Consider the following 15,078-nt stretch of genomic DNA (forward strand, 5'->3'; position numbering starts at 1 on the left):
TATATCTGGATATCTAGGGGCGGCAGAATTATGCGTCGAAGGTAATCTCTACTGACTGCATATTTAATACTATGGCTAAGCACGTGTATAAAGTTTGAAAGGAATAGAAATGCACCAAGGCATCATGAAAGCCTGGCTCGAATCATCTCACTTAAGTGGCGCTAATTCGACCTACGTAGAAGAGATGTATGAAGCCTATCAAGAAGACCCACAGTCAGTTGCTGACGACTGGCGTGCGGTATTTGATAATCTCCCTCCTGTGAACGGTGCTGCTGTTGATGCGCCTGAAACTGCTCACTCAAAAGTACGTGATTATTTTCGCAGTTTAGCGTTAGAAGGACGTCATAAGAGCTCTGCTCGCGTGACCGATCCTGATATGGATGCTAAGCAAGTTAAAGTCCTGCAATTAATTAACGCCCATCGTTTTCGTGGCCACCAAGGTGCTAATCTTGACCCGCTTGAACTGTGGAAACGCGAGCCTGTTGCTGATTTAGATCCTGCCTTCCATGGCCTGACTAAAGAAGATATGGCCAGCGAGTTTAATACAGGTTCTTTTGCTCATGGTGGTGAAACCATGAAGCTCGCGGATTTGGTAACAGCGCTCAAAGCTACTTATTGTGGTTCTATCGGTGCTGAATATATGCATATTACCGATACCGATGAGAAGCGCTGGATCCAGCAACGTCTCGAGCCTTCCCTAGGTAAAGCCAATTACGATAAAAGTGTTAAGACTCGCATTCTTGAAGGTTTAAACGCTGCAGAAGGTATTGAAAAATACTTAGGCGCTAAATTCCCTGGTGCGAAACGTTTCTCGTTAGAGGGCGGCGATGCATTAGTACCTATGATGCGCGAAATTATTTATCGTGCAGGTGAAGCGGGCACGAAAGAAATCGTCATTGGTATGGCGCATCGTGGTCGTCTAAACGTATTAGTGAACGTGCTAGGTAAGCGTCCTGCTGAACTGTTTGACGAGTTTGCCGGTAAGCATGCTGATACTCATGGTTCTGGTGACGTTAAGTACCATCAAGGTTTCTCTTCTGATTTCGAAACGCCAGGTGGCAATGTGCATTTAGCACTGGCCTTTAACCCATCGCATCTTGAAATTGTTAACCCTGTGGTGATTGGTTCTGTTCGTGCACGTCAAGACCGCCGCGGTTGCAAAGATGGCTTACAAGTTATGCCGATTACTATTCACGGTGACTCTGCAATAGCAGGTCAAGGGATAGTACAAGAGACATTTAACATGTCTCAAACCCGTGGCTTTAAAGTGGGCGGTAGTATTCGCATTGTGGTGAATAACCAAGTGGGTTTCACTACGTCTAACCATGCGGACGTGCGTTCGACTGAATACTGTACAGACATCGCTAAGATGGTTCAGGCACCGATTTTCCACGTAAATTCTGACGACCCAGAAGCGGTAGCCTTTGTGTCGCAGTTAGCGGTTGATTATCGTAATGAATTTAAACGTGATGTGGTGATTGAATTAGTATGTTATCGCCGTCATGGCCATAACGAAGCTGATGAGCCAAGTGCAACTCAGCCGCTGATGTATGCCAAAATCAAGAAGCACGCGACGCCACGTAAGATTTATGCCGACAAGTTAATCGCTGAAAATGTGATTGCTGCCGACGACGTCACTGGCTTAATCAACAATTACCGTGATGCATTAGATCAAGGTGACTGTGTGGTTAAAGAATGGCGTCCAATGACGAAACATTCTGTTGACTGGACACCGTTTATCGGTCGTGAGTGGGATGAAACGTATCAAGCTTCTATGTCGGCTGAGCGTTTACAAAATCTGGCTGACAAAATAAGTTATGTACCAGAGAATCATCCAATACAGTCACGCGTTGCTAAGATTTATAGTGACCGAGTAGCAATGGCCAAAGGCGAGAGGCTACTCGATTGGGGCTTTGCAGAAACATTAGCCTATGCCTCGATTGTTGAAGACAACAAACGCGTGCGCATTACAGGTCAAGATTCTGGCCGTGGTACTTTCTTCCATCGTCATGCGGTAGTGCACAATCAAAATGATGGCACGACTTACATGCCATTGCGCAATGTTAACGAAACACAAGGCCCGATTGATATTACTGACTCAGTATTATCTGAAGCGTCTGTATTAGCATTTGAATATGGTTATGCCACGACTGAACCTGGCGGTTTAACCATTTGGGAAGCGCAGTTTGGTGACTTTGCTAACTGTGCCCAAGTGGTTATCGACCAATTTTTATCCTCGGGTGAACAGAAGTGGGGCCGTTTATGTGGTCTAACGATGCTGTTACCCCATGGATATGAAGGTCAAGGCCCTGAGCATTCAAGCGCTCGTTTAGAGCGTTTCTTGCAGATGTGTGCTAACCACAATATGCAAGTGTGTGTGCCTTCGACGCCTGCACAGGTTTACCATATGTTGCGCCGCCAAGTGGTGCGTCCTATGCGTCGACCTTTGGTCGTTATGTCTCCTAAGTCTTTGCTACGTCACCCATTAGCGGTTTCTAGCTTAGAAGAATTGGCAAACGGTAGTTTCCAAAACGTGATTGGTGAAATCGATACGTTGGAAGCCAGCAAGGTTGACAGAGTCGTATTCTGTAGTGGTAAAGTTTACTTTGAACTACTGGAAAAACGCCGTAAAGAAAATATCACTAACGTCGCGCTCATTCGTGTTGAACAGTTATATCCGTTCCCACATGATGAAATGCTGGCTGCTTTAGCGGATTACCAACATGTGAAAGATTTTGTTTGGTGTCAGGAAGAGCCACAAAACCAAGGCGCTTGGTACTCTAGTCAACACCATTTCTGGGCCGCGATTCCTGTTGGTGCACAGTTAACTTATGCCGGTCGTGAAGCGTCAGCTGCACCCGCATGTGGTTACCCTGAGCTGCACGCACATCAGCAAGAATCTTTAGTGAACAGTGCCCTAAAATTGACCATTGCACTGTAGAAATAGACATTTTATAAAAGGATAGTTTTTCATGAGTATCGAAATCAAGGTACCTGTACTACCAGAATCTGTTGCCGATGCCACAATTGCCACTTGGCATGTCAAAGTGGGTGAGCAAGTTTCTCGTGATCAAAACCTGGTTGATATTGAAACCGATAAAGTGGTTCTTGAAGTGGTTGCGCCAGAAGATGGCTATATCGGTGAGTTTTTGTTTGAAGAAGGCGCAACTGTTCTGGGTGAACAAGTAATCGCTAAATTCATCGCTGGCGCCGTATCGGGTAAAGAAGTCACTAAAGCGCAAGCTGAAGCGGCAACCCCTATTGCTGCAACAAGCGATGAAAGCAGTGATGCATTAAGCCCATCAGTACGCCGTTTATTGGCTGAACACAATGTTGATGCCAGCAAAGTAAAAGGCACTGGTGTGGGTGGTCGTATTACCAAAGAAGACGTTGAAGCGTTTGTTAAGACAGCACCAAAAGCTACTGCATCAGCTGCCCCGGCAGTTGCGCCATTAGCGGCTGGTCGTAGCGAGAAACGTGTGCCTATGACACGTTTACGCAAAACCATCGCTAACCGTTTATTAGAAGCTAAAAACTCAACCGCTATGCTCACCACGTTTAACGAAGTGAACATGAAGCCCATCATGGATATCCGTAAGCAATACCAAGATATCTTTGAAAAGCGCCACGGTATCCGTTTAGGCTTTATGTCTTTCTATATCAAAGCCGTGACTGAAGCGCTAAAACGCTTCCCAGAAGTTAACGCGTCTATCGATGGCGATGACATCATTTACCACAACTATTTTGATATCAGCATTGCCGTATCAACGCCACGCGGTCTGGTAACACCAGTATTACGTGACACAGATACCATGAATTTAGCTGAAATCGAAAAAGCAGTCCGTGATTTAGCCTTAAAAGGCCGTGACGGTAAGCTGACAGTGGCAGACATGACTGGCGGTAACTTCACAGTGACTAACGGTGGTGTTTTCGGTTCACTGATGTCTACGCCGATTCTTAACCTGCCACAAAGCGCGATTTTAGGCATGCATGCCATTAAAGATCGCCCAATGGCAGTCAATGGTCAGGTTGAAATCCTGCCCATGATGTACCTAGCACTCTCATATGACCATCGCATTGTTGATGGCCGTGAGTCTGTTGGTTTCTTGGTGGCGATTAAAGACTTCCTTGAAGACCCAACACGTCTGCTGCTTGATCTGTAAGACAACTCGATAAGAGATTGCGCTTAACGAAATAGCCAGACATACCCTCGTGACTGGCCCAATTGGGCCAGTTGGATTTGATTAGAAGTATACGGATAGATCATCATGAATTTGCATGAGTATCAGGCAAAATCCCTATTTGCCGAATATGGTTTACCAGTGTCAGAAGGTTTTGCATGTGATACAGCCCAAGAAGCTGTAGAAGCGGCAGGCCATATTGGCGGAAATTTATGGGTTGTTAAGTGTCAAGTACACGCAGGCGGCCGCGGTAAAGCAGGTGGCGTTAAAGTCACTGGCGATAAAGAAGAAATCAGAGCCTTTGCCGAACACTGGTTAGGCAAAAATCTGGTGACTTACCAAACTGACGAAAAAGGTCAGCCAGTTGCTAAAATTTTAGTAGAAAGCTGCACTGACATCGCCAATGAGCTGTACTTAGGTGCGGTTGTTGACCGCGCGACTCGTCGCGTTGTGTTCATGGCATCGACTGAAGGCGGCGTGGAAATTGAGAAAGTGGCAGAAGAAACGCCAGAACTCATCCACACAGCAATTATCGATCCGCTGACGGGCCCACAAGGCTTCCAAGCTCGCGATCTTGGCTTCAAGTTAGGTTTAAACCCAACGCAAATGAAGCAGTTCACTAAGATTTTCATGGGTCTGGCGAACATGTTCGTTGATCATGATTTTGCACTCTTAGAAATCAACCCACTGGTTATTACCACTGAAGGCAATCTGCATTGCTTAGATGGTAAAATTGGTATTGATGGTAACGCTCTGTACCGTCAACCAAAAATCAAAGGCATGCACGATCCATCACAAGATGATGCTCGTGAAGCTCATGCGGCTAAGTTCGAACTAAACTATGTCGCATTAGACGGTAACGTTGGCTGTATGGTTAACGGTGCTGGTCTGGCTATGGGTACTATGGATATCGTTAACTTGCATGGTGGCAAGCCAGCGAATTTCCTAGACGTTGGCGGCGGCGCGACGAAAGAACGTGTAGCTGAAGCTTTCAAAATCATTCTGTCTGACAGCAATGTGAAAGCGGTTCTGGTTAACATTTTCGGCGGTATCGTACGTTGTGACATGATCGCAGAAGGTATCATTGGCGCCGTTAAAGAAGTCGGCGTTAAAGTACCCGTTGTGGTTCGTTTAGAAGGTACTAACGCTGAACTTGGCCGTGAAGTATTAGCTAAATCAGGTCTTGATATCATTGCAGCGACCAGTCTGACTGACGCGGCTGAGCAAGTTGTTAAAGCTGCGGAGGGCAAATAATGTCTGTCTTAATCAATAAAGATACTAAGGTAATTTGCCAAGGTTTCACTGGCGGTCAAGGTACATTCCACTCACAACAAGCTATCGATTACGGTACGCAAATGGTGGGCGGCGTGTCTCCTGGTAAAGGCGGGCAAACGCATTTAGGTCTGCCAGTGTTTAACACGGTAAAAGATGCTGTAGCTGCTACTGGCGCGACTGCTTCTGTGATCTATGTACCTGCACCATTTTGTAAAGATGCCATTCTTGAAGCTATCGACGGTGGCATTGAGCTTATCGTATGTATCACTGAAGGCATCCCTACGCTGGATATGCTGCAAGTTAAAGTGAAACTTGAAGAAACTGGCGTTCGCATGATTGGCCCTAACTGCCCAGGTGTTATCACCCCTGGTGAATGTAAGATTGGCATCATGCCAGGTCACATTCACTTACGCGGCAAAGTGGGTATCGTTTCACGTTCAGGTACGCTGACCTATGAAGCGGTTAAGCAAACGACTGATGAAGGTTTCGGCCAATCTACTTGCGTAGGTATCGGTGGCGATCCAATCCCAGGTACTAACTTTATCGACGTATTGGAAATGTTCCAAAACGACCCACAGACTGAAGCGATCGTAATGATCGGTGAAATCGGTGGCAATGCTGAAGAAGAAGCGGCTGCTTACATCAAAGCACACGTAACTAAGCCTGTTGTGTCTTACATTGCTGGTGTTACTGCACCTGCTGGTAAGCGTATGGGCCACGCTGGCGCGATTATCGCTGGCGGTAAAGGCACTGCAGAAGACAAATTTGCTGCATTAGAAGCAGCGGGCGTGACAACTGTCCGCTCGCTTGCTGATATCGGCAAAGCGCTGCGTATTCGCACTGGTTGGTAAGTTATTAAACCGTTCGATACTAAAAGGCGCTTAAGGCGCCTTTTTTATTGGGCTGAATTTGATTTATGTGACTTAGGCTTAATGAAATAGGATCAAGCTAACATTTTGAAGACTAGATATTTTTCTTTATAAAGGTTAGATTGATGTTTCTCGGGGAGGCAATTGCTTTTATCTGTAGCGAGGGCCATCTCCAGTTGAACCCTTAACCGTAATCTATATGATTATGGCTTCAGTGCTGTCTCATCAATAAATCTTTTATTCAATTATGTCACACGTTTGCAGCCATTGGCTGCGGGCGTATTTGTTTTATGGATGCTTACTGCATTAAAGCAGGTAAGCCACGAAGTTGATGTTGGCCCAATAACCGGCTTAAACATCACGCTTTTTATGAGGGAAAGACTGTGAACACACCTAAAATTATTATTTCTGAAATCGATTTAGAAAGGCTAGAGCGATTATTAGAGTCACTCCCGGCAAATGCGTTTCCGGGTAAAACGGCATTAGAAGCGGAATTAGACCGAGCTGATATTGTACCCGCAGCCCAAGTGCCTGCAAATGTTGTTACTATGAATTCGGAAGTTAAGTTTAGTGTTTCATCCAGTAATGAAACTTTTTGTTTGCGTTTAGTGTATCCCAAAGATGTTAATGGTGCGGGGACGATTTCAATCTTAGCCCCAGTAGGCGGCGCATTATTAGGGCTATCTCAGGGAGATGAGATTGAATGGCCAGGACCGGGGGGGTCTGTTGTTAAAGTTCGTATTGAAGAGATATTGTATCAGCCTGAGCGTAGTGGTGATTTTCACCGTTAAGCTTGCCTTGGCGTAGCGTCCCTGACTTTACGCCATTTTTTTGTGTGTTAATCATTGGCAGATTTTTAAAACATCATTCTAGAGGTATAGCAATGATTACTCAAACTAACCGCTTAATTATTCGACCATTTACGGAGCAAGATTGTGATGCGCTGTATTTGATGAACAGCAATCCGGCGATGCTGAAATATATCCCTACCGCCGCTTTTACATCACGCGAGCAGGCGGTTGAGTTATTTCATCAGGTGATCCAAGCTGATTACCAACAACATGGTTTTGGCCGTTGGGCGGTAGAACATAAGGCTGATAACAAGGTGATTGGCTTTTGCGGGCCTAAATTTTTGCCAGAATTTAATGAGGTCGAGTTAGGTTATCGTTATTTCCCAGAGTATTGGGGCACAGGGATTGGCACTGAGGCAGCATCTGCTGCATTAGCCGAATTTAAGCGCTTTGGGATTGAGCAGACGATTGCACTTATCTTAGAAGGGAATCTCTGCTCCGAAGGCGTGGCTAAGCGCGTAGGCATGCACTGGCGTGAGCAAAATGAGTTTATGGGACATAAAGTGAATATCTACGACAAGGTGTTATAGCGGTTTGCCTGTTCACATCGTCCAATAAAAAACCAGCCTCAGGCTGGTTTTTTGTGTCTCGCTGATGAAAGCTGAAGTCGACTACTCGTCGTTGTGTTCACAAGTATCATTGGTGCAGTGACCATAGAGATACAAGCTGTGATTGGATAACTTAATGTTATGTCTCTTGGCAATATCGTCTTGACGACGTTCAATCACGTCATCTGAAAACTCAATGACTTTGCCACATGATAGGCAAACTAAGTGATCGTGGTGGTGTTGAGTTGAGAGTTCAAATACGGCTTTACCACTTTCAAAATGGTGACGGCTGACAATACCTGCATCGTCAAATTGATTTAATACGCGATAAACGGTAGCTAAACCAATCTCCTCACCTAAATCCAATAGTTTTTTGTACAAATCTTCTGCACTGATATGTTGGTTTTCAGGTCCTTGCATCAGTTCTAGGATCTTAACTCGTGGCAGGGTAATTTTCAAACCCGCTTTTTTTAGCGCTTGATTTCCATCTGTCATTGCTAATCTCTTGATTGCAGAACCAATAGGTTCATCCGTGTATAGTGTTTGTCATTATAGGGGCTTGGGTTGAAAACTTAAACCTTTGTTCTGGCTTTATGGTCTTATATGCAGATAAATTGTGTCAATAGGCGTTAAATCACAATATTTTACGGTAATTCAAGCATAGTTTTTGTATGTTTATACCAAGGCATGATATTCACTATGGTTAACATCAGTGAGAATCATCCTAATAAAATAACAAGGAGTCAGCATGTACCAGCAAATAGTCGTGTTAACTGGTGCGGGGATCTCTGCTGAGTCAGGATTACGTACCTTTCGTGATCAAGATGGTCTATGGGAAGAACATCATATTGAAGATGTGGCTACGCCTGAAGGTTATGAGCGTGATGCTGAACTGGTTGAGCGATTTTATAATAGTCGTTGGCAACAATTGCACAGTGGAACGGTTGTGCCTAATGCGGCGCACTTGGCCTTGGCAAAGCTAGAGGCGGAGTTTACAGGCCAATTACTCATTATTACCCAGAATATTGATGATCTGCATGAGCGTGCGGGTTCACGACGTTTACTGCACATGCATGGCGAACTTTCTAAAGGGCGTTGTCCACGTTCGCGCCAGACATTTATTTTACGTGACCCTTTTGGTGCAAGTAATTGTTGTACATGCTGTATTCCTGCCCAGCGTTTACGGCCCCATGTGGTATGGTTTGGTGAAATGCCCTTAGGGATGGATAGCATCCACGATGCGCTAGATAACTGTGACTTATTTATCGCCATTGGCACTTCGGGTACTGTTTATCCAGCAGCAGGTTTTGTTGATGCGGCTAATCATCACGGCGCGCAAACGGTGGAAGTGAATATGATGGCGCCCGATAGACATTGTCAGTTTCAATATCATCTTACTGGTAAAGCGGGGGAGTTAGTGCCTAAGCTGGTTGATACTATTTTGGCAGGACAAGTGATTGGTAGTGAGTCGAGCTTATGAGTGAGAAATTAGTGATGATCATGCGCGGCTTGCCGGGCAGCGGTAAGTCACATTGGGTGGAGCGCTATATATTGTCTCTGCCTTTAGATAAAGCCATAGGTGTGCGGCAGCGCGGCGTATTTTCAACCGATAGCTTTTTCTATCAACAAGATACTTATCGTTTTGATGCGAAAAAGCTCCCTGAATATCACCAATGTAATTTAACCGGCTTTATTCAAGCACTTTCTTCAAGTGAACCTATCGTGATTTGTGATAATACTAATCTATGCCGCTGGGAATACATGGCCTATGAAGCCGCAGCCAAGGCTTTAGGTTATCAAGTAAGAATTGTGCTTGTTGGTGAACCGAGTAATGTGGCGCATCAAGTGGAGTGTGCTGAACGAAACCGGCATAACGTTCCCTTGGCGCAAATTCAGCGTATGGCAAAGGTGTTTGAAGACTTTTAACCGTAACGGCTATTATGTTCAAAGCTGCGATGTTTTACCCTATGTTACGCCCATTTATTACGTGTTAGCGCGTTTCAATACTTAACCCTATGCATAATCCTAAGCACACCTATCAGTGTGATATTTGTTTTATCTCTTTGCCGATGGAGCTTAAGCTTGATCCCAAAGGCAGTTTATTCACTTAAGTCAGCGTATAATATACAAGCTTATGTGAATAATGCTTAATAACTACAAGCATTTATATACACGATAGCGCGTAAACTCAATTAGGTAAGAGGAAAGGGTCGTGCTAACTAAAATTTTATTAACAGTCTTAGTGATTGCGGGAGCTTGGTTTTTGCTACTGAAGCGCACTCGTATCGTGCAACCTCAGGCAATTAACTTCACTGACAAGCCCTTGCACAACTGGTTGTTACACCGATATATTCTGACTGGAGTATTTGTAGTGCTCGGGCTGGGCTTATTGAGCTACAGTGTCTGGTATTGGCGCGATCAACATCAGGTTGTTACGGTCAGAATAGTGTCACCGAATGCGGACAATAATGGTGAGTATCGTGTGCGCAAGGGAGATATTTCAGATTCTAAAATGGTAACGCTGGATGGTATCCATATTCGCTTTTCGACCCAAGAACGCTTGGCCATTATTGAAACGGATTAGAGCACATTTATTTTACTAAATAATCTTCCTCACCTTTTCATTGCCAGCTGATACGGTAAACTAGCGACAATTTTTTTAGCCTGCACTTAAGTCGAATCTTTAACTTAAGTTGTTTTCAGGAGGACAAATGATCACTGCTTATGTCTATGAAAATCGTCATCTTAGTGTGACTGAGCTTGGGGTGCTGGACACTATTCCCTCATCGACCATTTGGTTAGATTTATATAAACCTGATGATGCAGAGCGTGCATGGTTAAGTCATTTTTCTGTTGAAGAAGTACCAGACGAAGAAGATATCAATGAAATTGAGGCCTCTGCACGTTTTTATCAAAACAGTGATGGTTTGCATATTAACTCATTATTCCCTCAACGCGTTGGACAGGATGTACGCGGCGTAAACATCTCTTTTAATCTCAGGGCTAATTTTCTACTGACTATTCGTGAAGAAGATGTCGGTCTGATCCGATTATTGCGTAACTATTTGCGTCTGGGACGGTTAGAGGTGTCGACGCCGCAGGAATTATTTCTCGAACTTTTTAATCTGAAAGTAGAGCATCTGTCTGACTTAATCGAAGACGTCTACACAGTGCTTGAAAACGTTGGAGAGCAAGTGTTTGATAATGATAAGCTTGACGATGTATTTAAGTTAATTACGTTACAAGAAGATTCTAATGGCAAAATCCGTTTAAGTTTGCTCGATACCCAGCGATCACTGCGTTACATGCAGCGTTATTATCGTGGCCAGTTATCTGATGAGCACTTGAAAGATTTACGGGAAATGTTGTCGGATATCGAATCTTTAATGCCCCACAGTCAGTTTATATTCGATAAATTAAACTTTCTGCTTGATGCCGCTATGGGTTTTAGTGGTCTACAACAGAATAAAATCATCAAAATATTCTCGGTTGCCGCAGTGGTTTTTTTACCTCCGACATTAATCGCCAGTAGCTACGGGATGAACTTTGCCATTATGCCCGAGCTTGCGTGGCAATATGGTTATCCTATGGCGATTGTGATGATGGTGGCCAGTGCTGCAGGCACATATTTTTTCTTTAAACGTAAGCATTGGTTATAATTCAAATCTTTAAAGGAGTTAGCTGTTATTGAGTCACATTAGAATGTAGGTAAAAAGGGGCGAATAATTAATTTGCCCCTTTTTATTCAATAATTGGCATGGCTGGATGGTAGAGTCGCGCTAGAGGTTTGGCTTCAGCTCAGAATGTGACTGATTAAAAATAAATCGATTTATCCATTGTAATTAATGCATAGCGGCTTTTAATACTTTATATGTGTTATATACCGAGCAATCTAAGATGAACATAATCTCATGAGTATTACTTTACAATGAGTTAACGAACATGCCAGCATAAACCTATAATTAATCAATCCGTTGAGTATGTATGGACTTTATTGAAGTATACCCAAATGCACTACCTGATGAATTGTGCGATCGCCTTATATTGGCATTTGATGAGCATAGCGGTGTTGTTGATGGTCAAACGGGTAATGGTATTGATCCGGAAAAGAAAATCAGTCGTGATTTAACCTTAGACAATTTTGCTGATTTACTACCTTTGAAAAATGAGCTTTTAGGTCACACCTTAGTGGGGGCGGTGGACTATTTTACTCAGTATTCGATGGCGTTAATGGGCGCGGTTGCCGTGTCGGTAAATGATGAACAAGGACAGCTAACAACATTAACTCCAGCTAATTTTGCCGCGCTTGGTGTGCCTAGGGTTGATGGACTAGTAAGATATTTATATCGTAGTGGTAGTATTAATATTCAGAAGTATCAGCAAAATAAGGGCGGCTATCCCCATTGGCATTCGGAGCAGTTTCCACAGAATGGTCATAACGAAGCTTTACACCGTGTCGTATTATATATGTTTTATTTAAATGATGTTGAAGAGGGCGGCGAAACTGAATTCTATTATCAACAACGTAAAATATCCCCTAAAAAAGGCACTATGGTTATCGCGCCCGCAGGATTTACCCACTCACATCGTGGTAATAGGCCCGTCAGTGGTGATAAATATATTGTCACCTCTTGGCTTATGTTTAACCGTGCTGAAAAGTTATATGCCATCCTTGCTTAAATATATTTCAATTAATTAGGTCGGGATACGGATCCTAAAGAGTGCGCCTTCTAATCGGCTTTCCTCTATTTTTAAGCTACCCCCGTAACTGTGGACGATTTCGTCACATACGGCTAGGCCGATACCTTGTCCTGGCGATTGAGTATCTGCGCGGACACCGCGCTGAATAATTTTTTGTTTCAATTTTTCTTCAACACCAGGCCCGTCATCTTCGACAACCAGCTCAAATTCACCCTGTGGATTAATGTGCGCACTCACATGAACTTGGCTAATGCATAGCCGAAATGCGTTTTCCATTAGGTTGCCACATAATTCCATTAAATCGCCTTTGTTGCCTGGAAACATTAAATTTGGGCTGATATTGGCACTAAACTGTACTTGTTTTTCGCGGTAAATTTTAAATAACATTTGTGCCAGCTGTTCAACTAATGGCGCAATGGCTGTTTGTTCTTGTTTTAGACCTTGGCGGCCGAGCATGGCTCGTTTAAGTTGATATTTTACCAACTGATCCATTTGGCTCACTTGTTCCATGATCTTTTCGCTCGCAGATTGCTTATTTAAACTGGCGTCGTCAGTGATGGCATGCACCGCGGCTAAGCGAGTCTTTAAGCTATGTGCTAAGTCGTTCATCGCATTCTGATAACGCTCTTGCTGGGCGCTGGATTGTTGTAACATTTGGTTAAGTGCTTGGGTTACGCCCTCAAGCTCGACAGGATAACCCTCGGAAAGTGATTTGCTTTTACCTTGGTTAATCGATTGCAACTCATTTTTCATTCGCACCAGCGGCCGCATTCCCCAATAGGCTGCACTGATTAATAGAATGAGTGCTAAGGCTAAAACCATGGCTAAACGGATATAGGTACGTTTACTAAATTTACTGTATTCTTGCTCGAGTTTAGCCGCATCTTTCATCACCAGAAGGTTGTAATGCTCGCCTGCAATATCTACTGCGAGCAGATAAACAAAGTAACCTCTGTCGTCAGCCATAGTGAGATAGTAGGGTGGGGAATCATTGCGAATTTCGTTAAAACGCTCGCAGGTATCAAATAAGCCGCGATCGACAGCTAATGACGAGGTCCAGACTTGTTTGAACTTTTCATCACAACTGGCAATCACATACCGCTCTTGTTTATTATTCTCTTCTAGCCAAGCGCTAGTATCGGGGATCAGATCATGTTCACGTAATTCTGCAGCTACTTGGGGGATTTCGGCAATAAGTTGCGCGGTTTCTTCGTTATAACTATTTTGCGCGTGCAAAATATTTACCATCCAAGCTAGACCAAAACCGACTAAGGCAATAATCGAGAGTGAGGTGATAAACATGCGCGTCAGTAGACGTTTTTTAAACTTTACTCTTAATGGCATGGCAGATTAAATTTATATCCTTGGCCACGAATAGTTAATATCGGGTTGTCAATACTATCGTGGGTGAGTTTTTTACGTAGGCGGCTGACCATCACTTCAATCGTATTTGGGTCACCTTCTTTGTCGCCATAAATCACATCGAGCAGACGCTGCTTCGCTACCACTTCATGGCAATGCCGCATTAGGTATTCAAGGATTAAATATTCAAAGGCGGTGATTTCCATCATCTCATCACCAAGCGTAACTTGCTTAGCTGCAAGGTCGAGTTTTAATTCTCCGCTGCAAATAACAGATTTGACAAAACCTGCGCTACGGCGCACAAGCGCATCAAGCCTCGCCACAAGCTCCTCCTTCTGAAAGGGTTTTACTAAGTAGTCATCAGCACCCGCATTCAGACCTTCGACTTTATCTTGCCAGTTCACCCGTGCTGTAAGGATTAATATTGGCGCTTTAAGTTCGGCTTCACGTAATTGTTGAATTAAGCTAATACCATCTTGATCGGGGAGGCCTAAATCGACGATAGCAACATCAATGGGGTAATTAGTTGCCTGATAAAACCCTTCTTTAGCCGTTAGCGCCACTTGAACCTGATTGCCAAGATCGCTTAACTGTACTTTTAAGTGATGGGATAAAATCAGATCATCTTCAACAACTAAAATTCTCATATATGTGGCCTTAAAGTGGATGAGTTAAATCTTTGCAAGTTTGCCAATACGTCTACGTAAAATTATATTAATAACCAAATTAGAGTGTCAGCATATGTCAACAGAACTTAACCTCTGCTGACCGAGCTGAAGCAATGATTAAAATAACTACTTTTCGATAACGAGTGTTATATAAAGAAGGTTAACGTAGGGAAGAGCGGCCCCAGGAGAACTTCTGTTTTCGAATGCGTAAAATACCATTTACACACATAATTGCTCCTAAGGTAAATAACATTACCGCTATCATAATAAAAGATAATCTTAGCCAAGGCGTTTCTTGTTCGAGGCGAATTTGAACGGTTTCGAAGGCAGTAACGCCCCAGACAGTAAACACACTAATAAATAGTACAATTTGTAATAATCTGAGTAAATATAGTGATCTGAAGAGTAAGGCTAGAGGAGCTAATGCAAAAGGAATAGCAAAAGTAATTTGTTCGTAACGTAGGAAATGTGCACTCAATAGCCAACATGCTATCAAGATCCAAAGCATTCTCCACCACATATTTTAACTCCGTTATACGTATAAACCAGAAAGATAATGTATCGAAAGATAGCATTCTATTCTATTGGCATGTCCACGTTTTATTAATTTGAAAATACTGATT

General features: G+C 43.6%; 15 protein-coding genes. 11 read left to right on the forward strand and 4 right to left on the reverse strand.

Annotated features, from left to right (window positions below; genetic code table 11):
* The first annotated feature begins 109 nt into the window (after positions 1-109).
* The 6 genes from sucA (at position 110) to L2717_RS00545 (ending at position 7,706) form a co-directional block, all read left to right on the forward strand.
* Positions 110-2,941 carry a 2-oxoglutarate dehydrogenase E1 component gene (sucA, locus tag L2717_RS00520; protein ID WP_220774201.1) on the forward strand — a complete coding sequence of 944 codons (2,832 nt, stop codon included), beginning with the start codon at positions 110-112 and terminating at the stop codon, positions 2,939-2,941.
* 31 nt (positions 2,942-2,972) lie between these two features.
* A complete protein-coding gene (gene odhB, locus L2717_RS00525; protein WP_220774200.1) occupies positions 2,973-4,163 on the forward strand; it encodes a 2-oxoglutarate dehydrogenase complex dihydrolipoyllysine-residue succinyltransferase in 1,191 nt (396 codons plus the stop codon).
* A 105-nt stretch (positions 4,164-4,268) separates the two neighbouring features.
* Complete coding sequence (sucC, locus tag L2717_RS00530) at positions 4,269-5,435, forward strand: ADP-forming succinate--CoA ligase subunit beta (protein WP_220774199.1); 1,167 nt, start codon at positions 4,269-4,271, stop codon at positions 5,433-5,435.
* The gene (gene sucD, locus L2717_RS00535; protein ID WP_076499633.1) at positions 5,435-6,307 is read left to right on the forward strand and encodes a succinate--CoA ligase subunit alpha; all 873 of its coding nucleotides are present in this window, start codon (positions 5,435-5,437) and stop codon (positions 6,305-6,307) included. The genes sucC and sucD overlap by 1 nt, the downstream gene beginning before the upstream one ends.
* Positions 6,308-6,708: 401 nt before the next feature.
* Entirely contained in the window at positions 6,709-7,116 is a 408-nt protein-coding gene (rnk, locus tag L2717_RS00540; RefSeq protein WP_220774198.1) for a nucleoside diphosphate kinase regulator, read from the forward strand.
* A 92-nt stretch (positions 7,117-7,208) separates the two neighbouring features.
* Entirely contained in the window at positions 7,209-7,706 is a 498-nt protein-coding gene (locus tag L2717_RS00545) for a GNAT family N-acetyltransferase (protein WP_220774197.1), read from the forward strand.
* Positions 7,707-7,787: 81 nt separating this feature from the next.
* Here L2717_RS00545 and fur read toward each other — a convergent pair whose 3' ends face one another.
* Entirely contained in the window at positions 7,788-8,219 is a 432-nt protein-coding gene (gene fur / locus L2717_RS00550) for a ferric iron uptake transcriptional regulator (RefSeq protein ID WP_220774196.1), read from the reverse strand.
* Positions 8,220-8,472: 253 nt separating this feature from the next.
* Here fur and cobB point away from each other — a divergent pair, with 253 nt between their 5' ends.
* The 5 genes from cobB (at position 8,473) to L2717_RS00575 (ending at position 12,404) form a co-directional block, all read left to right on the forward strand.
* Positions 8,473-9,204 (forward strand): Sir2 family NAD+-dependent deacetylase, encoded by a 732-nt coding sequence (gene cobB / locus L2717_RS00555; protein ID WP_220774195.1) that lies wholly within the window; start codon positions 8,473-8,475, stop codon positions 9,202-9,204.
* The gene (locus L2717_RS00560) at positions 9,201-9,650 is read left to right on the forward strand and encodes an ATP-binding protein (protein ID WP_220774194.1); all 450 of its coding nucleotides are present in this window, start codon (positions 9,201-9,203) and stop codon (positions 9,648-9,650) included. The genes cobB and L2717_RS00560 overlap by 4 nt, the downstream gene beginning before the upstream one ends.
* A gap of 286 nt (positions 9,651-9,936) precedes the next feature.
* On the forward strand, positions 9,937-10,308 hold the full coding sequence (locus L2717_RS00565) for a hypothetical protein (protein ID WP_220774193.1): 372 nt from the start codon (positions 9,937-9,939) through the stop codon (positions 10,306-10,308).
* A gap of 127 nt (positions 10,309-10,435) precedes the next feature.
* Complete coding sequence (gene corA, locus L2717_RS00570; protein WP_248937944.1) at positions 10,436-11,383, forward strand: magnesium/cobalt transporter CorA; 948 nt, start codon at positions 10,436-10,438, stop codon at positions 11,381-11,383.
* 325 nt (positions 11,384-11,708) lie between these two features.
* Positions 11,709-12,404 carry a 2OG-Fe(II) oxygenase gene (locus L2717_RS00575; RefSeq protein WP_248937945.1) on the forward strand — a complete coding sequence of 232 codons (696 nt, stop codon included), beginning with the start codon at positions 11,709-11,711 and terminating at the stop codon, positions 12,402-12,404.
* A gap of 15 nt (positions 12,405-12,419) precedes the next feature.
* Here L2717_RS00575 and L2717_RS00580 read toward each other — a convergent pair whose 3' ends face one another.
* The 3 genes from L2717_RS00580 to L2717_RS00590 form a co-directional block, all read right to left on the reverse strand.
* Positions 12,420-13,769: an ATP-binding protein gene (locus L2717_RS00580; protein ID WP_220775077.1), complete on the reverse strand. Its 1,350-nt coding sequence runs from the start codon at positions 13,767-13,769 to the stop codon at positions 12,420-12,422.
* Complete coding sequence (locus L2717_RS00585) at positions 13,760-14,434, reverse strand: response regulator (protein ID WP_220775078.1); 675 nt, start codon at positions 14,432-14,434, stop codon at positions 13,760-13,762. Before L2717_RS00585 ends, L2717_RS00580 begins: the two co-directional genes overlap by 10 nt.
* A 181-nt stretch (positions 14,435-14,615) precedes the next feature.
* Complete coding sequence (locus L2717_RS00590; protein ID WP_246611814.1) at positions 14,616-14,975, reverse strand: hypothetical protein; 360 nt, start codon at positions 14,973-14,975, stop codon at positions 14,616-14,618.
* Positions 14,976-15,078: the final 103 nt, after the last annotated feature.

It is taken from the genome of Shewanella glacialipiscicola, from assembly GCF_023283485.1.
GTDB lineage: Bacteria > Pseudomonadota > Gammaproteobacteria > Enterobacterales > Shewanellaceae > Shewanella > Shewanella glacialipiscicola.